Raw genomic sequence first — 19,608 nt, 5'->3', positions numbered from 1 at the left:
CGCCGGGCCAGCGCGGCGGCCACCTCGGCGTGCCGGTCCGCCGAGCGGGCCGCGGGCGCCGCCGGGGCGGCCGGGGGCAGCGACAGCTGGGCCAGCCCGCCGGCCGCGAGCAGCAGCGCGCCCCGCCGGGACAGCGTGCGGCGGGGGCCGGGTATCTCCTCGGGGCCGGCGGGGCCGGACGGCGGGGCGTTCAGAGCCGGACCACCCCGGAGACCGGCATGGCGGTGACGCTCTCGTAGCGGACCTTGGCGCCCGGGCGGGGAGCGTGCACGATCACGCCGCCGCCGGCGTACATGCCGACGTGGTGCATGTCCCGGTAGAAGATCACCAGGTCTCCCGGTCGCGCTTCGGACAGGCTGATCCGCTGCCCGGCGTACGCCTGGGCCTGCGAGGTGCGCGGCAGGGTCACTCCGGCCTGCCGCCAGCTGTAGTACATCAGACCGGAGCAGTCGAACGCGTGCGGGCCGGTGGCCCCGTAGACGTACGGGGAGCCGATCATCCGCACCGCGGCGGCCAGCGCGGCGGCCCCGCGCTCGGAGGCGGGCGGGGCGGTGCCGAGGTCCAGCCGGTCGGTGCCCCGGGTGGCGCGCCGCTCGGCGTCCCGGGCGTCCTGGACCGTCAGCCGGGTCCGCTCGGCGGCGCCCAGACCGTTCAACAGCTTCTGCGCCTTGGCCAGCCGCTGCTGGACCTGCTGCTTGCTGTCGGCGAGCGAGCGGCGGGTCTCGTCCAGCTCGGCGAGCTTGCCGGCCGCCTCGGTGCGGCGCTGGTCGAGCCGGCGCTGCCGGCCGACCAGCTCGTGCAGGGTCTCCTGCTGGCGCACGGCCGCCTGGTCCAGGGTGCGGGCGCGGGCCAGGTAGCCCTCCGGGTCGGACGAGAGGATGAGCTGGGCGGTCTGGGTCATCCCGCCGCCGCGGTACTCGGCGCCGGCCACCGTCGCCAGGTCGCCGCGCAGCTCGTTGAGCTGATCCTGGGCCAGTGCGATCTCGCCCTGGAGGATCGTGGTCTCGCCCTGGAGCCGCCGCTGGGCCTCCTGCGCCGCGTTGAACCGCTCGGACGCCTGCTCGGCCTCGTCGTACAGCTGCTCCACCTGCGTCTTGACGTCCTGACGGTCGCCCGGGTCCGGGCTGCCGGGGGCGGCCTGGGCACTGCCTCCGGCGGCCACGCCCAGGGCGGTGGCGGCGGCCGCGGTCAGCACCAGCGCCCGGGTGAGCAGTTGGGAACGGCGGTGCACGGGCATGGCGGCAGCGGCTCCAATCCTGCGGTGCGGCCCCCGCCGCCGCACCGGGAGGGGCGGCCGTCGAGCGGGAGTCCGGTGGCAGACGTTAGCGAGTCCGGGCAGGCGAGTCCAAACCCCCACCAACCCGAATATTCGACCCCTTGTCGGACATCAGATCGACTCGGGGGGAAAGCCGCAGGAAGAGCCCCGGGAAAAGCTGCAGGCCCGGCCTCCCCTGAGGGAGACCGGGCCTGGAAGCGTCCGAGCGGGGATCAGACCCGCACGATGGAGGCCAGCGGCATGTTGGTGACCGCCTCGTAGCGCACCGACGCACCCGGCTTGGGGGCGTGCAGCACCTGGCCGTTGCCGGCGTAGATGCCGACGTGGTGGGCGTCGGTGTAGAAGATCAGCAGGTCGCCGGGCTGGGCCTGGGAGATGTCCGAACCGATCCGGGTGCCGGCCCCGGCCTGCGCCTGCGAGGTGCGCGGCAGCGACACGTCGGCCTGGTTGAACGCCCAGACCATCAGGCCGGAGCAGTCGAAGGAGTTCGGGCCGGTGGCGCCCCAGACGTACGGGCTGCCGACCTTGGACGCGGCGGCCGCGAGCGCGGCGGCACCGCGCGAGCTGCCGGGGGCCACCTTCACCGGAGCGGTGGTCGTGGGGGCCGAGAGGTCGCTGCGGCTGTTGTCGCGCGAGGCGCGGTCGGCCTGCTGCTGGGCCTGGGCGGCGGCGTCAGCCTTGGCCTTGGCGTCGGCCGCGGCCTTCTCCTCGGCCTGGCGCAGCGCCTGGCGCTCCTGCTCGGTCAGCGTGTTGAGCAGGTCCTGGGCCGCCTTCAGCTTGCCCTGGACCTCTTCCTTGGAGGTCTTCAGCTGCTGGGTGGTCGTCTCCAGCTCGGCGAGCTTGCCCTGGGCCTCGCTGCGGTCCTGGTCGAGCTTGCGCTGCTGCTCCTGGAGCTCCTTCAGCTGACCCTTCTGGGTGCTGCCGGCCTGGTTCAGGGCGTCGGCCTGACCGAGGAAGTTCTCCGGGCTGGAGGAGAACATCAGCTGGACGGTCGGGGATATGCCCCCGTTGCGGTACTGCTCGCCGGCGATCTCGGCCAGGCCGCCCTGGAGCTCGGTGACCTGGGCCTGCTGACGGGCCACCTGGTCCTGCAGGCCGGAGACCTGCTTCTCCAGCTCCTGCTGCTTGGACTGGGCGGCGTTGTAGTTCTCGGTCGCGACCTCGGCCTGCTCGTTGAGCTGGTCGACCTGCTCCTTGACCTGTTCCTTGGTCGGCTGCGGGTCGGCGTGGGCGCCTTGCGCGGAGAGGACGACGGCGGCCGCGGCGACACCGGTCAGGATCGAGACGCGGGCGCGGCCTGCGGGCTTGGGACGACGATGGGACGCCACGAAGGCGGACTCCTTCTTCCTACATCCGCCTACCGGGTGAGCTGACGGGTTCGGGCCGGAAGCATGCCCTACGACGCCTCACGGCCGTTCCACCGGCCGACCTGGCGCCGATTCACCCCGGAGGAACGTGGTTCCCCGGCTCCGCTCCGCAGCGCCCCCAACCACTGGGCTCCCCTGTCGGGCAGTCGCTTCGACCTGCCCCGCTGCCTCGCGAACTCGACGGTAACCACCGCCGCCACCCTGGCTGGGCGATCGACAGTGCGGTGGTTCGGAGCACGACCCTAGTAACTGAACCGTGATCCGTTCAAATCCTTGTCAGAAAAAAGACCGAAGATTTCCCAAGTTCTTTTGTGAATATGACCGATGGTGACCAGTGGCGCACAGAAGGCTGATCGGTTCTCGGCATGTGGTCACGAAAGGGCGCGCGAAGCCGAACGCCACCCCACGCGGGGGGTGGCGCTTTTCACAGGCCCCGGAGGAGCCCCTCGGGCGTGTCGGGCCGTCAGACCCGGCGGATGGTGTTGATCGACATCGCGTCGGCCTTCATCACCTTCACCACGTCACCGGTGTGCGGCGCGTGGACCACCATGCCGTTGCCGATGTACATCCCGACGTGGTGCATGTCGCCGCCGTAGATCACCAGGTCGCCCGGCTGGGCCTGGTCCAGCGACGGCACCCGGGTGCCGTAGTGGCCCTGCTCCTGCGAGGTGCGCGGCAGCGAGACGCCGGCCTGGCCGTACGCCCAGACCATCAGGCCCGAGCAGTCGAAGGTGGTCGAGCCGGTGGCGCCCCACACGTACGGCGAGCCCTGCTTGCCCATCGCCTTGGACACCGCCACGGCCGCGTAGCCACTGGCCGGCGGCAGACTGCCGAGGTCGACCCGCTCGCTGCCCCGCGAGGCGCGGTCGTCCTGCGCCTGCTGGGCCTTCAGCGCGGCGCGGTCGGCGGCGCTCAGCGAGTTCAGCAGGTCCTGGGCGGCCTTCAGCTTGGCGTTGACGTCCGCCTTGGCCTGGTTCAGGTCCTTGGTGGTGGTGTCCAGCGAGGCGAGCACGGCGGCCGCCTCGGCCTTCTCCTGGTCCAGCCGGCGCTGCTGGTCCAGCAGCCCCTTGAGCGCCTCGGCCTGGCTGGTGCTGGCCTGCTGGACGGTGGAGGCCTTCTCCAGGTAGCCGGACGGGTCGGAGGAGAGCATCAGCTGGACGGACGGGTCGATGCCGCCGGTGCGGTACTGCTCGCCCGCCACCTCGGCGAGGCCGCCCTGGAGCTGGGTCATCTGCTCCTGGCTGCGGGCCACCTGGTCCTGCAGCTGGTCGGCCTGCTTGCGCAGCTGGTCGGCCCGCTCCTTGGCGCCGTTGTACTTCTCCGCCGACTGCTCCTGCTCCTCCTGGAGCTGGTCGATCTGCGCCTTGACGTCCGCCTTGTTGGGCTGCGGCGCGGCGTGCGCGGCCACCTGGGCGGAGAGGGCGACCGCGGTCGCAGCGGCAGCTGTGAGCACGGAGATCCGCGCGCGGCTCGGCTGCTTGGGACGGCGGTGGGAGGCCAAGGGACCGGCTCCTTCTTCCATCGGACTCACCTGATGGGATGAGATTCCGGAAAATAGGTTTGACGCCAGACCCTAGTGAAGATCTATCTGTTTTGCCACTCCCCCGAAGGCGTGAACTCCGCTCCGCACACTGACCGCACGGGATCGGCACACCACCCCGAACACGCTCCTGACCAGGCATCGCACGGCCGGTCGGGGTCAGGGGCGCGCCAGCCGGTTCAGCAGCAGCACCGACGCCACGGGGCGCGCGCCCGCCTTCCGCACGCCCTCCGCGACCTCCCGGTCGGTGGACACCACCACCACCGGACGGCCCTGCGGCTCGGCCCGCACCAGACGGCGGATCAGCTCGTCGGCCGTCTCCCCGGTCCGGCTGAACCGCACCCGGACCCCGCGCGGCGGCGCCATGATCACCGGGACGTCCAGGTCCTGCCCGTCGAACACACAGGTGACCTCCGCCTGGGTGCGCTGCGCCAGCATCGCCAGCCCGCCCAGCAGCCGGATCCGCTGCTGTTCCAGCGGCAGCGTCGGATAGCCGGTCTTGGTCACGTTGTAGCCGTCCACCACCAGGTGCACCTGGGGGATCGCCAGCAACTGGTCCAGCAGCGCCGGATCGTCCTCGGCCAGCCCGCGCCGGGCCACGTCGTGCGGCGAGGCCGCCCCCGGCACCACCGCCTCCACCAGGTCCGCCGGGCGGATCTGGGAGACCGGCAGCGCCAGCTCCCGCTGGAGCCCCTGGGCCGACTGCAGCACGGTGTCCAGCAGCAGCCGCAGCCGCATGTCCTCGACGCTGCGCCCCTCGCGGGCCGACCGGCGGCCCTGCTCGGCCGCGGTCTCCAGCTCCGAGACCCGGTGCCTGAGTCTGCGCGCCTCGGTCTCGGCCGCACCCCGCTCGGCCGCCGCCTGCCCCTTCAGGGCCTCCAGCTCGCCTGCCACCCGGCGCGTCTCGGCCTGCGCCCGGCGGGTGTCGCTCTCCAGCGACCGCACCTTCTTGCGCAGCGACTCCGCCTCCCTGCGGACCCCGTCGGACTCGGCCCGCTGCCGGTCCAGGTCCGCCCGCGCGGAGGCCCGCACCTCGGCCAGTTCGGCCTGCAGCTTCTCCACCAGCCGGGCCGCCTCCGCGGCCGCGTCCTCGGCACCGGCCCGCTCGGCCTCCTCGCCGGCCTCGGCCACCAGCCGGCTCCAGCCCGCCGAACGCACCAGGTAGGCGGCGGCCGCGACGTCCATCGGATCGGCGGCGCTCGGGACGGTACCCGACTCCAGCGCCTTCACCAGGTCCGGCTGCCCGAGTCGCAGCCGCTCCGCTATCCGCACCCGGAAGGCCGGCTCGGCCTCCAGGGCCGCCGCCAGCGCGGTGGCCGCGTACTTGGCCCGCCGCGCCGGGGTGAACTTGACGTACTGACGCAGGCTCTGCGGGAGCTCGCCCGGCGGCAGCCCGCCGAGCGCGTCCGAGGCCAGCCCGACCACGCGCCGGCGCACGCCCTCCGGCAGTGGCCGGTCGAGCTTCTCGACGGCGCGCTCCTCCGCGGGCTCGGAGGAGTCGTTCGCCGCCTCGGCCGCCTCGGCCGCAGCGGGCTGAAGCCCCTGGGCTTCGCCGGGCTCCTTCGCTGCGTCCACCACGTCCTCGGCTCCGATCCTGGTCCAGCGGGGCACGGCCGCGACCGCCCCCCTGCCGTCACGCTCCGTGCGTCTTGTTGTGCATTGTCCCTTGCGGCGCGGGTGGGTGCGCCGGGCACCCACCCGCCGCGGCGGCGGGGATCAGCCCTGCTCGGCGGGGGCCTGCTCCCCCTCGGCGCCCGGGCGGGCCACCAGCTCGACCTGGTCCACCGCGTTGCACCAGCGGCAGCGCACCGACTCGATGGTCTCGCTCAGTACCTCGGTCTCCTCGACCTTGGACTCGCCGGCCAGGTCGAAGTGCAGGAACTCGGTCACCCGTGCGGTGCGGGTCACGTCGAAGCGGGTGAGGTTGCCGCACAGGGTGCAGCGCCAGCGCGTCTCGGCGGTCAGGGCGGGGACGGTCATCGGGGGTCCTCTCGGGTGGTCCCTGGGTGGGCTAGGCGCTCCCCCCGGAGCCCCGGCATCGGCGGCGGGAGGCGGGAATGCCCGCCCCAAGCCTATTGCCTGGGGCAACCACCGCGACCACCGGTCGCCCGAACACCCTGGCTAGTCCACCTGCCGTAAACCGCCGTGTCACCTACGGCGCCCGGAGGGATGCTTGGCCGCATGGCGTTCGCGGTCCCCGACCACACCGCCGCCCGGGGCGGCAGCCCGGCGGCGACCGTCCCGGCGGTCAGCTACGCCCTGATCGCCCTCAACACCCTGGTCTTCCTGCTCGGCCCGGCCGCCGGCCTCAACCCGCTGTACGGCACCGGCCAGGCCCGGGTCTGCGCGGAGCAGCGGTACGAGCAGCGCTGGGGCGCCGTCCCGGCCGAGGTGCTCGCCGGACGGCCGCTGACCGCAGGACAGCTGACCGAGGCCCCCGATCCGGTCCCCGGCTGTCCGGCCGCACCGACCCCGGGGAAGCACCCGGCGCTGTCCGTCCTCACCGGGCTCTTCCTGCACGCCGGCTGGCTCCACCTGCTGGGGAACCTGCTCTTCCTCCAGGTCTTCGGCCCCACCGTCGAACGGCGGCTGGGCCGCGCCCGGTACGCCCTCTTCTACCTGGCCGCCGGCAGCCTGACCACGTACGGCTTCGCGCTCGCCGAGGCGCACTCGCCGAACTCCACCCGGGTGCTCATCGGGGCCTCGGGGGCGATCTCCGCCGCCCTCGGCGCCTATCTGCGCCTCCACCCCCGGGCCCGGGTGACCACCCTCGTCCCGCTGCTGTGCTTCCTGCCGCTGCGCTTCCCCGCCTGGCTGGTGCTCGGCCTCTGGTTCGCCCTGCAGTGGTGGTCGGTGCACTCGGCCGGGCCCGGGGTGGCGTACCTGGTCCATGTGATCGGCTTCTCGGCCGGGTTCCTCTACGCCTGCACCGTGGTTCGCCACCCCCCGCGACGCCCCGGCTGACGCCCGATACGCTGGCGGCACCCCACAAAGGAGCCCGACTGTGATCACCGCCATCGTCCTGATCAAGACCAGTGTCGACCGCATCCCGGAGATCGCCGAGTCCATCGCCGCCATCGACGGCGTCAGCGAGGTCTACTCGGTGACCGGCGGCTACAACCTGGTGGCGATGGTGCGGGTGCGCCGGCACGACGACCTCGCCGAGGTCATCCCGGGCCGGCTCAACAAGGTCCCGGGCGTGGCCCACACCGAGACCCAGATCGCCTTCCGCACGTACTCCCAGCACGACCTGGAAGCCGCCTTCGCCCTCGGCCTGGACGAGTAGCGCTCAGCCCTCGCGCCGGCCCCTGTCGATCTGCACGGTCGCGACGCAGCGCCCGCCCTCGTTGCGGTAGCTCCAGGCGGCGCCGTCGGTGACCAGCTCCCGGACGGCGGTCAGGAAGCGGTCGACGTGCTCGTCCGGCGTCCCGGCGCCGAAGCTCACCCGGATCGCGTTCAGGCTGCGCTCGCCCGGCAGCGAGGGCTCGGGCGCACCGCACTCGGACGGGGCGACGTCCTCGTCCCCGAGCAGCGTGCGCACCAGCGGGTGGGCGCAGAACAGCCCGTCGCGCACCCCGATGCCGTACTCGGCGGAGAGCGCGGCCGAGAAGTGCGAGCTGTTCCAGCCCCGGACGACGAAGGAGAGCACGCCCACCCGGGCGGAGTCGTCACCGAACAGGTTCAGCACCTTGACCTGCGGGATCTCGGCCAGCCCGGCCGTCAGCCGGGCGATCAGCTGCTGCTCGCGGGCCTCCAGCGCGTCGAAGCCGGCCTCGGCCAGCGCCCGGCAGGCCGAGGCGATGGCGTAGGCGCCGATGACGTTCGGCGAGCCGGCCTCGTGCCGGGCCGGGCCGGTGTGCCACTGCACGGCCACCGAGCCGTCGCTCTCCCGGGCCACCGTCCGGGTCGCCCCGCCGCCGGCCAGGTACGGCTCGGCCGCGTCCAGCCAGTCCGCCCGGCCGGCCAGCACCCCGGCACCGAACGGCGCGTAGATCTTGTGGCCGGAGAAGGCGATCCAGTCGACGTCCAGCTCGCGCACCGAGACCCGGTGGTGCGGCGCCAGCTGGGCGGCGTCCAGCACCACCCGGGCGCCGTGCCGGTGCGCGGTCGCGGTCAGCTCGGCGACCGGCCACAGCTCGCCGGTCACGTTGGAGGCGCCGGTGACACAGAGCAGCTTGGGGCCCTCGGGCGCCTCGGCGAGCGCGGCGTCCAGCGCGGCCACCGCCTCGGCCCGGGAGCGCGGCGCCCGCAGGTAAGTGACGGTCAGTCCGGCGTGCGCCCAGGGCAGCAGCGAGGCGTGGTGCTCGGTCTCGAACGCGAACACCCGGGTGCCGGCCGGAACGGCCGCGGCCAGCAGGTTGAGCGAGTCGGTGGTGGCCCGGGTGAAGACCACCTGGTCGCCCTCGCGCAGGTCGAGGAACTCGCCGACGGTGCGGCGGCTCTGCTCGAACAGGTCGGTGGACAGCTGGGACAGGTACCCGGCCCCGCGGTGGACGCTGCCGTAGTACGGCGCGTAGGCGGCGACGTCGTCCCACACCCGCTGGAGCGCCGGGGAGCTGGCCGCGTAGTCGAGCGCCGCGTAGGCGACCTTCTCACCGTTGGCGAGCGGGACCTGGACGTCGGCGCCGAGGACGGCGAGCGGGGTCCGGATTTCGGTGGAAATCGACATGAGGACGCACTCCTTCAGGGGCAAGGGACCCCCGGGAGTGCCAGTCGTCGGGCGTCCGCGCTTGTCGCACGGACGGTTTGCCGTGACGACCCGGTCCTCACCCAGGGCACCCCGCCACGGACGGAGGGTTGCCGGACAGCCAGCTGGGGCTTGGCGCTGTCACTCATGACCTGGCGAAGACTCTAGGCCGCGTCCATCGGGTGGTCAAACGAGCGTCCAACATCCGGACACAGCACGGAAGCCCGCACCGGCGCACCGGCACGGGCTCCCCGACTTCCGCCTCAGACGCGGCTGGTGGCCTCCGACCAACGCCGCAGCAGGTCCTGCGCGGCGCCGGAGTCGATCGCGTTGGCGGCCCGCTCCATGCCGGCCGCCAGCTGCTCGGTGAGCGGCGCGTCGCCCAGGTCCAGCGCGACCAGTGCCGCCGCCGTGTTCAGCAGGACGGCGTCCCGCACCGGCCCGTGCTCCCCGGCCAGCAGCCGCCGCGCGACCTCGGCGTTGTACGAGGCGTCCGCCCCGCGCAGCGCCTCGATGCCGACCAGCTCGATGCCGACGTCCCGCGGGTCGAAGGCGGTCTCGGTGACCACCCCGTCGCGCACCAGCCAGACCTGCGAGGTGGTGGTGATGGTCAGCTCGTCCAGCCCGTCGTCGCCGCGGAAGACCAGCGCCGTCGCACCCCGCTCGGCCAGCACCCCGGCGATCAGCCCGGCCAGCCGGGTGTCGAAGCAGCCGATGGCGTGCGCCGTGACCTTGGCCGGGTTGGTCAGCGGGCCGAGGATGTTGAAGGAGGTCGGCACCCCGAGGTCGCGCCGCGCGGTGGCGGCGTGCCGCATCGAGGGGTGGAACTTGGCCGCGAAGCAGAAGGTGAGCCCGACCTCCTCGGCCACCTCGGCGACCCGCCGCGAGGAGAGGTCGAGCGCCACCCCGAGCTTCTCCAGCACGTCCGAGGAGCCGCTGGAGGAGGAGGCCGACCGGTTGCCGTGCTTGACCACCTTGGCGCCGGCGGCCGCCGCGACGATCGCCGACATGGTGGAGATGTTGACGGTCTTCGCCCGGTCCCCGCCGGTGCCGACGATGTCCACCGCCGGGCCGGGGATCTCCAGCGGTTCGGCGTGCGCGTACATCGCGTCGACCAGGCCGGAGATCTCCTCGACCGACTCGCCCTTGGCCCGCAGGGCGATCATGAACCCGGCCACCTGCACGGGGGAGGCCTCGCCGCTCATGATCCGGTCCATCGCCCACGCGGTGGACGCCCGGTCGAGGTCCTCTCCCTGCAACAGCGCCGCCAGGATGTCCGGCCAGGTGCGGACCACCTGCGCGGGGTCGCTACCGCCGTTCGCAGGGTTCACGTTCACCATGGCTGACTCCAGCTGTTGTCGGTTCCCCGCTGCGGGGACGTCCGTACGGATGGAGCCAGCCTATCGAGCGAAGCGGTCGCTTCTACCCCTCTCTTTTCCAGTTGCCGGGGCGGAAATCAGCGGACGGCCGGAGTCCGCTTGGCCACTCGCGCCCGCAGCAGGGTGGCGACGGCCTCGGCCAGTGCCACCGGCTCCACCGGGTGGGAGATGGCGGCGTCCGCCCGGCTCCAGGCCGCGAGCCAGGAGTCCTGCGGCCGGCCGATCAGCACCAGCACCGGCGGGCAGCCGTAGATCTCGTCCTTGAGCTGGCGCCCGAGTCCCAGCCCCCCGGCCGGAACCGCCTCGCCGTCCAGCACGCAGAGGTCCACTCCCCCCTTCTCCAGCGCCTTGAGCACCGCGGGGGTGGTCGCGCACTCCAGGTAGGACAGTTCCGGAAGATCCGCGGCGGGCCGGCGGCCGAGCGCCGTCAGCACCTGCTCGCGGGTGTTGCGGTCGTCGCTGTAGACGAGGACGGTGAGCGTCTCATCGGTCGTGTACGCCATGGACCCTGCTCCCTCAAGTGTGATCCGGACCACGTTCGCCTGTTCCGGATGCTACTCCCGATCACCCTCCGCCGAGTCCCCCTCGCGCACGTTCCTCCTCGAGCCACCGCGCCCCGGGCTCACCCGCCCGGAGGACGGCCCGTCACCCGACCCCGCCCGGTCCACCCGTACGGCCGACCCGGGCGCCCGTCCCCTTACCTCCCACGGCTACTCCGACCGTGCAACGACGCGCCGGGCAACGGGGTCGTAGGCTCCTCCGAGGAACCATCAGAAAAGGGACACGCCGCTGCTCAGTCGCCGTCCGGGCACCCGGTCGCCCCCCAAGCGGGCATACCGCACGCACCGGACACTCCGAGGGACACCCCCCGGCGTGAAGACGGAATAAGGGACCGACATAATGTCCGTCGTGGCGACAGCAACAGCAGTAGAAACCGGGCACGCGCACGGATCGGTCAACCGGCCGAACATGGTCAGCGTCGGAACGATCGTCTGGCTCAGTTCCGAGTTGATGTTCTTCGCGGCCCTCTTCGCGATGTACTTCACGCTCCGCTCCGTCAAGGGGCCGGAGTTCTGGACCGAGAAGGCCCACGCCCTCAACGTGCCCTTCTCGTCGGTCAACACCACGATCCTGGTGCTCTCCTCGCTCACCTGCCAGCTCGGCGTGTTCGCTGCCGAGCGCGGTGACGTGAAAAAGCTCCGGGCGTGGTTCATCCTCACGTTCGCCATGGGCGCGGTCTTCATCGGCGGCCAGGTCTTCGAGTACACCGAGCTGGTCAAGAAGGACGGCCTCTCGCTGTCCTCCGACCCGTACGGCACGGTGTTCTACCTGACCACCGGCTTCCACGGGCTGCACGTGACGGGTGGTCTGATCGCGTTCCTGCTGGTCCTGGGACGGACGTACGCAGCCAAGCGCTTCACGCACGAGCAGGCCACCGCGGCGATCGTCGTGTCGTACTACTGGCACTTCGTCGACGTCGTGTGGATCGGCCTGTTCGCGACCATCTACCTGATCAAGTAACCAGCTGATCAGGTCGCTGGCCACCGGCTGCGGCCCCCGCCCTCACCGGCGACGGGCCGCTTCTGCCGGTGCCGACGCTCCCACCGACCGACCGCGCGCGCAGCCCTAGACAGGCAGCCTCGTGCCGGCCAGACCGGCCGCCGGGTGCACCCACCAGTCGACCAGATCCTGACACCGGGGTTATTCCGTGAAAAAGCTCTCCGCACGACGGCGCCACCCATTGGCGGCGCTGGTCGTCCTACTTCTCGCCCTGGCGGCAACCGGGGGGCTGTACGCCGCGTTCGCGCCCGCCGACAAGGCGCAGGCCGACGTCGCCGCGCAGTCGCTCGCGATCGATGAGGGCAAGAAGCTCTTCGCCGTGGGCTGCTCCTCCTGCCACGGCCTGAACGGCCAGGGCAGCAGTGACGGTCCGAGCCTGGTCGGCGTCGGCTCCGCCGCTGTCGACTTCCAGGTCGGCACCGGCCGCATGCCGGCCCAGCAGCCCGGCGCCCAGGTCCCGCGCAAGAAGAACATCTACACGCAGGCCGAGATCGACCAGCTCGCCGCCTACGTCGCCTCCCTCGGTCCCGGCCCGGTGACCCCGACGGAGGAGCAGTTCACCTCGACCAACCCCGAGGACATCTCCAAGGGTGGCGAGCTGTTCCGCACCAACTGCGCCCAGTGCCACAACTTCGCCGGCCAGGGTGGTGCCCTGACCAAGGGCAAGTACGCCCCGTCGCTCGAGGGCGTGGACGCCAAGCACATCTACGAGGCCATGCAGACCGGCCCGCAGAACATGCCGTCGTTCCCGGACACCACCATGCCCGAGGAGCAGAAGAAGCAGATCGTGGCCTTCGTCCGCCACACCACCAACGATGAGCCCAACCCCGGCGGTCTCACCCTGGGCAGCCTCGGTCCGGTGACCGAGGGTCTGTTCGGCTGGATCTTCGGCCTCGGCACGCTCATCGCGGTCGCGATCTGGGTCGCCGCCCACACCACCAAGGCCAAGAAGTCATGAGCCACGACATGTCAGAAGAGAAGCTCCCGGAGCCGCACGGCTCCACCGGCGAGGTGGCCGACCACGGCAGCCCGTTCGCCGACCCGGGCCTGCCGGCCCACGAGCCCCGACGCACCGACATCGACGAGCGGGCCGCCCAGCGCGCCGAGCGCCAGGTCTCGCTGATGTTCGTGGTCTCGATGCTCGCCACCGTCGGCTTCATCGCCTCGTACGTGGCCATCGACCCGGACAAGATCGTCTACATCTTCCCGCTCGGTCACGTCAGCGCGCTGAACTTCGCGCTCGGCCTGACCCTGGGCGTCGCGCTGTTCATGATCGGCGCGGGCGCGGTCCACTGGGCCCGCACCCTGATGTCGGACGTCGAGCTGCCGGCCGAGCGTCACCCGATCGAGGCGTCGGACGAGGTCCGCGCCGACGTCATCGAGCAGTTCAAGACCGGCGCCGCCGAGTCCGGCTTCGGCCGCCGCAAGATGATCCGCAACACCCTGATCGGCTCCATGGCGCTGGTCCCGCTCTCCGGCGTGGTCCTGCTCCGTGACCTCGGCCCGCTTCCCGAGAAGAAGCTCAAGGAGACCGGCTGGAAGGAGGCGACCGAGGCCAAGCCGCTGCCGCTCATCAACATGAACACCATGCAGCCGATGAAGCCCGAGGACATCACCGTCGGCTCGCTGACCTTCGCCATGCCGGAGGGCCTGTCCACGCACAGCGAGGACTTCCAGCAGCGGATCGCCAAGGACGCCCTGATGCTGGTCCGCATCGCGCCCGAGGACATCAAGGACGAGAAGTCCAAGGAGATGGGCTTCGAGGGCATCCTCGCCTACTCCAAGATCTGCACCCACGTCGGCTGCCCGATCAGCCTGTACGAGCAGCAGACCCACCACGCGCTCTGCCCCTGCCACCAGTCGACCTTCGACCTGGCGGACGGCGCCCGCGTCATCTTCGGCCCGGCCGGTCACCCGCTGCCGCAGCTGAAGATCACCACTGACGAGAAGGGCAACCTGGTCGCCACCGGCGACTTCGATGAGCCCGTCGGCCCGAGCTACTGGGAGCGTGCTCGATGAGTAGCGCGAGCAGCACCACGACCGGTGCCGCCAAGCCCTCCAGCACGCGCGCCAAGCCCGCCAACAAGTGGGAGGCCGCGGCTGACTGGACTGATGGCCGGCTGGGGATCTACTCCCTCGCCAAGGCCAACCTGCGGAAGATCTTCCCGGACCACTGGTCCTTCATGCTGGGCGAGATCTGCCTCTACACGTTCGTCATCATCATCCTGACCGGCGTCTACCTGACGCTGTTCTTCAAGCCGTCGATGGCCGAGGTCGTCTACGAGGGCTCGTACGTGCCCCTCAAGGGCATCCCGATGTCCGAGGCCTACGCCTCCACGGTGGACATCAGCTTCGAGATCCGCGGCGGTCTGCTGATCCGTCAGATCCACCACTGGGCCGCCCTGGTCTTCGTGGCCGCGATGCTCGTGCACATGATGCGCGTGTTCTTCACCGGCGCGTTCCGCAAGCCGCGTGAGATCAACTGGGTCTTCGGCTTCCTGCTGCTGGTCCTGGGCATGTTCGACGGCTTCTTCGGCTACTCCCTGCCGGACGACCTGCTGTCGGGCACCGGTATCCGCTTCATGGAAGGCGCGATCCTCGCCGTCCCGCTGATCGGCACCTACGTCCAGATGTTCCTGTTCGGGGGCGAGTTCCCCGGCCACGACATCGTGCCGCGGTTCTTCACCATCCACGTGCTGCTGATCCCGGGCATCATGCTCGGCCTGCTGGTGGCGCACCTGATCCTGGTCTTCTACCACAAGCACACCCAGTGGGCGGGCCCGGGCAAGACCGAGAAGAACGTCGTCGGCATGCCGCTGATGCCGGTCTACATGGCCAAGGCCGGTGGCTTCTTCTTCCTGGTGTTCGGCCTCATCGCCGTCATCTCGGCGATCGCCACGATCAACCCGATCTGGGCGTACGGCCCGTACCGTCCGGACCAGGTCTCCACGGACGCCCAGCCCGACTGGTACATGGGCTTCTCCGAGGGTCTGATCCGTGTCATGCCGGGCTGGGAGATCAGCGTCTGGGGCGGCCACACCCTCAACCTGGGTGTCATGGTCCCGCTGGCGATCTTCCCGCTGGTCCTGGTCGCGATCGCGGTCTACCCGTTCATCGAGGGCTGGATCACCGGCGACAAGCGTGAGCACCACATCCTGGACCGCCCGCGCAACGCCCCGGTCCGCACCGCTCTGGGTGCCGCCTGGATCAGCCTCTACCTGGTCCTGCTGATGGGTGGTGGCAACGACCTGTTCGCCACCCACCTGCACCTGTCGATCAACTCGATCACCTACTTCGTCCGCGTCGGCTTCTTCGTCGTCCCGGTCATCACCTTCATCGTCACCAAGCGCTGGTGCCTCGGCCTCCAGCGCCGCGACAAGGAGAAGGTGCTGCACGGCCGCGAGACGGGCGTCATCAAGCGCCTGCCGCACGGCGAGTTCATCGAGGTGCACGCCCAGCTGCCGCAGAAGGACCTGTACAAGCTCACCGCGCACGAGCAGAACCAGCCGGTCGAGCTGCCGGCCCAGGCGGACGAGAACGGCGTGGCCCGCAAGGCCGGCGTCCTCACCCGCACCCGGGCCAAGCTCTCCCGCGGCTTCTACGGCGAGGGCGGCCAGATCCCCAAGCCGACCGCCGAGGAGCACCACGAGATCACCAGCGGCCACGGCCACCACTGATCCCGTAAGCGCCACCGCGTCACCCCGAGGGCCGCTGACCAGTTCTTCTGGTCGGCGGCCCTCGGCCGTTCCCGTACGTGCCAGCCCCGTACCCACCCCGCCGCCAGGAGCCCCCGTGCAGCTCTCCGTCGATCCCGCCTCGGCCACTCCCCCGTACGAGCAGATCCGCGCCCAGATCGCCGAGCGGGCCCGCTCCGGCGAGCTGCCGACCGGACTGCGGCTGCCCACCGTCCGGGCCCTGGCCGAGGAGCTGGGGCTGGCCGCCGGCACCGTCGCCCGGGCCTACCGCGAGCTGGAGGCGGACGGCGTGGTGGAGACCCACGGCCGGCGCGGCACGCTGATCGCCGCCACCGGGGACGCCGCCCACCGGCTGACCGCCGAGGCCGCCGCCGAGTACGCCGCCCGGGCGAGCCGCCTGGGCGTCTCCCGCGCGGACGCCCTGGCCGCCGTGGACACCGCCCTGCGACTGGCCTACCCGGAGGGCTGACGGGCCGGGGAGGGCCGGTCAGAGGTCGGGGCGGATCAGCCCCATGGCGGGGGCCTGGGAGGCCGGTGCGGTGGTGCTGACGGCCTGTCCGGAGGTGCTGTGCTTGACCCAGTCCGCCCAGGCGATGTTCCAGTCCCCGAAGCCGTTGCCGAAGGGCTCCATCTCGCCGCCCCGGCTGTTCACCACCGTCACCAGGTCCCCCACCCGGGTGTGCTGGTAGAACCACTCGGCGTTGCCGGTGCTCATGCCGGTACAGCCGTGGCTGACGTTCTCGATGCCCTGCGAGCCGACCGACCAGGGCGCCGCGTGGACGTACTCGCCGCTCCAGGTCACCCGGGTGGCCCACTTCACGTCGAGGTCGTACGACTCCGTGCTGCCCGCGGCTATGCCGATGGTCTCACCGTTCATCCGGACCGACCGCTCCTGGCCGAGCACCACCTTGACGCCGTTGCGGGTGTCGAAGCCGGGCTTGCCGGTGGTGACCGGGATGCTCCGCAGCACCTCGCCGTCGCGCTTCAGGGTGAGCTCGTGGGCGGCCGCGTCGATCACCGACTCCACCCGCTCGCCGATCCGCAGCTTCAGCGAGCTGCGGTCGCCGCCGTAGAGGCCGTCCGCGATCCGGCTGCCGGTGCCGTCGAAGGCCAGCGAGACGGTCGTACCGGCCGGCCAGTAGTCCTCCGGACGGAAGTGCAGGTTCTTGTCGTCCACCCAGTACCAGGCGCCGGTGACGGCGGGCTGGGAGCCGACGGTCAGGGCGCGCTCGACCTCCTGGCGGGCCTGCGGGTCCTTCACCGCCTCGGAGAGCTGCGCGGTGAGCGGCTGGCCCACCCCGTAGACGCCGGTGCCGGAGGAGTCCGGGCCGAGCTTGACGGTGAGCAGGCGCTGGGCGGCGACGGTGCTGAAGCCCGCGGTGGTGTCGCCGCGGCCGCCGTTGCCGTCGTCGGCGGAGATCCGCACCGTGTACGCCGTCCCGGCCCTCAGCCGGCCGGTGGTCCGCCAGCTGCGCTGGTCCTCGGCGAGCGTCCCGGCGACCACCCGGCCGTCCGGGCCGACCACGGTGACGTCGGTGAGCGTGCTGCCCTCGACGGCGCTCACGGTGACGGGCTGGGAGGGATCGGCCTTGTCGTCCGCCGAGAGGTGGACCAGCGGGCCCGCGTCGATCCGGTGCGGTCCGGCGGGCCCGTCGTCCCCGGCCGTGCAGCCGGCCAGCGGGGCCAGCACCGCGAGGGCCAGCGAGATGCCGCCGAGAGCTGCGATTCCGCGCCTGTCGGCCATGACCGCCTCCGAGGGTTCGCACGATTGATCAGATCGTAGGAACGCCCCCCGGGGAAGCGACATCCGAGGGACTTCCGGTTCACCCACCGGAGTGACACCCGTCATCCCGGGGACGCAGCGGAACCGGGGACGCGACACGACCGGGAAGGGCGGCGGCACCGGGGAACGCGCCAGGGCCGGCCCTCCCCTGCGGGAGGACCGGCCCTGGTGCCGGAAGCGGGAACCCTACTGGTTCTGGTTCTCGCCCCGGTAGAACTCGAAGACCCATCCGAAGATGCCGATCGCGATGATCGGGGCGGCCCAGAACATCAGCCACCAGCCGAAGATCACGCCCAGGAAGGCGAGCGCGCCACCGAGCGCCAGCGAGAGCGGCTGCCAGCTGTGCGGGGCGAAGAAGCCCAGCTCGCCGGAGTCGTCCGCGACCTCGGCCTCGGGGTTGTCACCCGCGCCGCTGTCCACCCGACGGGCGGTGAAGGCGAGGTAGTACCCGATGAACGCGCAGAGGCCGAAGGCCAGGAACAGCGCGGTGGTACCGGCGGCCTCGATGCCGACGTCGGAGCTGTTCGTCCACAGGCCGTAGGTGATGGCCATGGCCAGGACGAAGACCGACAGGCCCAGGAAGATCTTTCCCTGTTCCTTCATCAGGCGTCACCCTCCTTGGTGCCCTTGCTCAGCTTCGGGGCGTCGTACTTCGCGGGAGTCACACCGGCGAGGTGCTTGGCAGGCTCGCCGTGGTTCTCCAGGTAGTCCAGCGCGGCGATCTCCGGGTGGTGGAGGTCGAAGGCCGGGGATTCGGAGCGGATCCGCGGGAGAGTGAGGAAGTTGTGCCGCGGCGGCGGGCAGGAGGTCGCCCACTCCAGCGAGCGGCCGAAGCCCCACGGGTCGTCCACGGTGACCTTCTCGCCGTACTTGGCGGTCTTCCAGACGTTGTAGAGGAACGGCAGGATCGACAGGCCGAGCACGAAGGAGCCGATGGTCGAGACGGTGTTCAGCGTGGTGAAGCCGTCCGACGCCAGGTAGTCGGCGTAGCGGCGGGGCATGCCCTCCGCGCCGAGCCAGTGCTGCACCAGGAAGGTGGTGTGGAAGCCGAAGAACAGCGTCCAGAAGGTGATCTTGCCGAGGCGCTCGTCCAGCATCTTGCCGGTCATCTTCGGCCACCAGTAGTGGAAGCCGGCGAACATCGCGAAGACGACGGTGCCGAAGACCACGTAGTGGAAGTGCGCGACGACGAAGTACGAGTCCGAGACGTGGAAGTCGATCGGCGGGGAGGCCAGCAGAACACCGGTCAGACCACCGAAGAGGAAGGTGACCAGGAAGCCGACCGTCCAGAGCATCGGGGTCTCGAAGCTCAGCGAGCCCTTCCACATGGTGCCGACCCAGTTGAAGAACTTCACACCGGTCGGGACCGCGATCAGGAAGGTCATGAACGAGAAGAACGGCAGTAGTACCTGTCCGGTGACGTACATGTGGTGCGCCCACACCGTCACGGACAGACCGGCGATCGCGATGGTGGCCGCGACCAGACCGGAGTAACCGAACATCGGCTTGCGGCTGAAGACCGGGATGATCTCCGACACGATGCCGAAGAACGGCAGCGCGATGATGTACACCTCGGGGTGGCCGAAGAACCAGAACAGGTGCTGCCACAGCAGGGCCCCGCCGTTGGCCGGGTCGAAGACGTGGGCACCGAACTTGCGGTCCGCCTCCAGGGCGAACAGCGCGGCGGCCAGGACCGGGAAGGCCAGCAGGACCAGCACCGAGGTCAGCAGGACGTTCCAGACGAAGATCGACATCCGGAACATCGTCATGCCCGGAGCGCGCATGCAGATGATCGTGGTGATGAAGTTGACCGCACCGAGGATCGTGCCGAAGCCGGAGAAGGCCAGACCCATGATCCACATGTCACCGCCGATGCCGGGCGAGTGCACGGCGTCGGACAGCGGGGAGTAGGCGAACCAGCCGAAGTCGGCGGCGCCGTTCGGGGTCACGAAGCCCGCCACCGCGATGGTCGAGCCGAAGAGGTACAGCCAGTACGCGAACATGTTCAGACGCGGGAACGCCACGTCCGGGGCGCCGATCTGGAGCGGCATGATCCAGTTCGCGAAGCCGGCGAAGAGCGGCGTCGCGAACATCAGCAGCATGATCGTGCCGTGCATCGTGAACGCCTGGTTGAACTGCTCGTTCGACAGGATCTGGGTCCCGGGACGAGCCAGCTCTGCGCGCATGACCAGGGCGAGGACGCCACCGATCAGGAAGAAGGCGAACGACGTGGCCAGGTACAGCGTGCCGATCGTCTTGTGGTCAGTGGTGGTCATCCACTTGATGATGGTCGAACCCGGCTTCCGGGTCCGCTGCGCCCC

General features: G+C 71.1%; 18 protein-coding genes and 2 riboswitches. Of the genes, 7 read left to right on the top strand and 11 right to left on the bottom strand.

What is annotated here, in order from left to right; all coding sequences use genetic code 11:
* Window positions 1-190: 190 nt before the first annotated feature.
* The 5 genes from ABZ449_RS34030 to ABZ449_RS34010 form a co-directional block, all read right to left on the bottom strand.
* Window positions 191-1,237: an NlpC/P60 family protein gene (locus ABZ449_RS34030; RefSeq protein WP_360353835.1), complete on the bottom strand. Its 1,047-nt coding sequence runs from the start codon at window positions 1,235-1,237 to the stop codon at window positions 191-193.
* A 251-nt stretch (window positions 1,238-1,488) separates the two neighbouring features.
* Window positions 1,489-2,604 (bottom strand): NlpC/P60 family protein, encoded by a 1,116-nt coding sequence (locus tag ABZ449_RS34025; protein ID WP_360353833.1) that lies wholly within the window; start codon window positions 2,602-2,604, stop codon window positions 1,489-1,491.
* Between the two features lie 10 nt (window positions 2,605-2,614).
* Window positions 2,615-2,768, bottom strand: a riboswitch (cyclic di-AMP (ydaO/yuaA leader).
* Between the two features lie 338 nt (window positions 2,769-3,106).
* Window positions 3,107-4,144 carry an NlpC/P60 family protein gene (locus ABZ449_RS34020; RefSeq protein ID WP_360353831.1) on the bottom strand — a complete coding sequence of 346 codons (1,038 nt, stop codon included), beginning with the start codon at window positions 4,142-4,144 and terminating at the stop codon, window positions 3,107-3,109.
* 198 nt (window positions 4,145-4,342) lie between these two features.
* Window positions 4,343-5,761 (bottom strand): NYN domain-containing protein, encoded by a 1,419-nt coding sequence (locus ABZ449_RS34015; protein WP_360353829.1) that lies wholly within the window; start codon window positions 5,759-5,761, stop codon window positions 4,343-4,345.
* Between the two features lie 138 nt (window positions 5,762-5,899).
* A complete protein-coding gene (locus ABZ449_RS34010; RefSeq protein ID WP_360353827.1) occupies window positions 5,900-6,163 on the bottom strand; it encodes a hypothetical protein in 264 nt (87 codons plus the stop codon).
* Window positions 6,164-6,364: 201 nt separating this feature from the next.
* Here ABZ449_RS34010 and ABZ449_RS34005 point away from each other — a divergent pair, with 201 nt between their 5' ends.
* Both ABZ449_RS34005 and ABZ449_RS34000 read left to right on the top strand, forming a co-directional pair.
* Window positions 6,365-7,147 (top strand): rhomboid family intramembrane serine protease, encoded by a 783-nt coding sequence (locus ABZ449_RS34005; protein ID WP_360353826.1) that lies wholly within the window; start codon window positions 6,365-6,367, stop codon window positions 7,145-7,147.
* Between the two features lie 40 nt (window positions 7,148-7,187).
* Complete coding sequence (locus tag ABZ449_RS34000) at window positions 7,188-7,469, top strand: Lrp/AsnC ligand binding domain-containing protein (RefSeq protein ID WP_049651832.1); 282 nt, start codon at window positions 7,188-7,190, stop codon at window positions 7,467-7,469.
* A gap of 3 nt (window positions 7,470-7,472) precedes the next feature.
* Here ABZ449_RS34000 and ABZ449_RS33995 read toward each other — a convergent pair whose 3' ends face one another.
* From ABZ449_RS33995 to ABZ449_RS33985, 3 genes are all read right to left on the bottom strand, one after another.
* Window positions 7,473-8,852 (bottom strand): aminotransferase class V-fold PLP-dependent enzyme, encoded by a 1,380-nt coding sequence (locus tag ABZ449_RS33995; RefSeq protein ID WP_360353824.1) that lies wholly within the window; start codon window positions 8,850-8,852, stop codon window positions 7,473-7,475.
* Between the two features lie 52 nt (window positions 8,853-8,904).
* A riboswitch (SAM riboswitch) is annotated at window positions 8,905-9,023 on the bottom strand.
* Window positions 9,024-9,133: 110 nt separating this feature from the next.
* Window positions 9,134-10,210, bottom strand: a complete 1,077-nt coding sequence (gene trpD / locus ABZ449_RS33990; RefSeq protein WP_360353822.1) for an anthranilate phosphoribosyltransferase — start codon at window positions 10,208-10,210, stop codon at window positions 9,134-9,136.
* A 116-nt stretch (window positions 10,211-10,326) separates the two neighbouring features.
* Complete coding sequence (locus tag ABZ449_RS33985) at window positions 10,327-10,752, bottom strand: hypothetical protein (protein ID WP_360353820.1); 426 nt, start codon at window positions 10,750-10,752, stop codon at window positions 10,327-10,329.
* A gap of 397 nt (window positions 10,753-11,149) precedes the next feature.
* Here ABZ449_RS33985 and ABZ449_RS33980 point away from each other — a divergent pair, with 397 nt between their 5' ends.
* From ABZ449_RS33980 to ABZ449_RS33960, 5 genes are all read left to right on the top strand, one after another.
* Window positions 11,150-11,770 carry a heme-copper oxidase subunit III gene (locus ABZ449_RS33980; protein WP_049651835.1) on the top strand — a complete coding sequence of 207 codons (621 nt, stop codon included), beginning with the start codon at window positions 11,150-11,152 and terminating at the stop codon, window positions 11,768-11,770.
* A gap of 187 nt (window positions 11,771-11,957) precedes the next feature.
* Window positions 11,958-12,767 carry a c-type cytochrome gene (locus ABZ449_RS33975; protein ID WP_360353819.1) on the top strand — a complete coding sequence of 270 codons (810 nt, stop codon included), beginning with the start codon at window positions 11,958-11,960 and terminating at the stop codon, window positions 12,765-12,767.
* 8 nt (window positions 12,768-12,775) lie between these two features.
* Complete coding sequence (locus tag ABZ449_RS33970; RefSeq protein WP_360353817.1) at window positions 12,776-13,828, top strand: Rieske 2Fe-2S domain-containing protein; 1,053 nt, start codon at window positions 12,776-12,778, stop codon at window positions 13,826-13,828.
* Window positions 13,825-15,486 carry a ubiquinol-cytochrome c reductase cytochrome b subunit gene (locus tag ABZ449_RS33965; RefSeq protein ID WP_360353815.1) on the top strand — a complete coding sequence of 554 codons (1,662 nt, stop codon included), beginning with the start codon at window positions 13,825-13,827 and terminating at the stop codon, window positions 15,484-15,486. The genes ABZ449_RS33970 and ABZ449_RS33965 overlap by 4 nt, the downstream gene beginning before the upstream one ends.
* Before the next feature lie 115 nt (window positions 15,487-15,601).
* Complete coding sequence (locus ABZ449_RS33960; RefSeq protein ID WP_360353813.1) at window positions 15,602-15,973, top strand: GntR family transcriptional regulator; 372 nt, start codon at window positions 15,602-15,604, stop codon at window positions 15,971-15,973.
* 18 nt (window positions 15,974-15,991) lie between these two features.
* Here ABZ449_RS33960 and ABZ449_RS33955 read toward each other — a convergent pair whose 3' ends face one another.
* The 3 genes from ABZ449_RS33955 to ctaD all read right to left on the bottom strand — a co-directional run bounded on the left by ABZ449_RS33955 (window position 15,992) and on the right by ctaD (window position 19,572).
* Entirely contained in the window at window positions 15,992-17,248 is a 1,257-nt protein-coding gene (locus tag ABZ449_RS33955) for an Ig-like domain-containing protein (RefSeq protein ID WP_360353811.1), read from the bottom strand.
* Between the two features lie 225 nt (window positions 17,249-17,473).
* Entirely contained in the window at window positions 17,474-17,890 is a 417-nt protein-coding gene (locus ABZ449_RS33950; protein ID WP_360353810.1) for a cytochrome c oxidase subunit 4, read from the bottom strand.
* Window positions 17,890-19,572 carry a cytochrome c oxidase subunit I gene (gene ctaD / locus ABZ449_RS33945; RefSeq protein ID WP_360353839.1) on the bottom strand — a complete coding sequence of 561 codons (1,683 nt, stop codon included), beginning with the start codon at window positions 19,570-19,572 and terminating at the stop codon, window positions 17,890-17,892. Before ctaD ends, ABZ449_RS33950 begins: the two co-directional genes overlap by 1 nt.
* Window positions 19,573-19,608 lie beyond the last annotated feature (36 nt).

The sequence above is a fragment of the Kitasatospora sp. NPDC005856 genome, from assembly GCF_040629945.1.
Classification (GTDB): domain Bacteria; phylum Actinomycetota; class Actinomycetes; order Streptomycetales; family Streptomycetaceae; genus Kitasatospora.
Note: the sequence above shows the minus strand (reverse complement) of the source record. Positions and strands in the feature narration are given on the sequence as shown.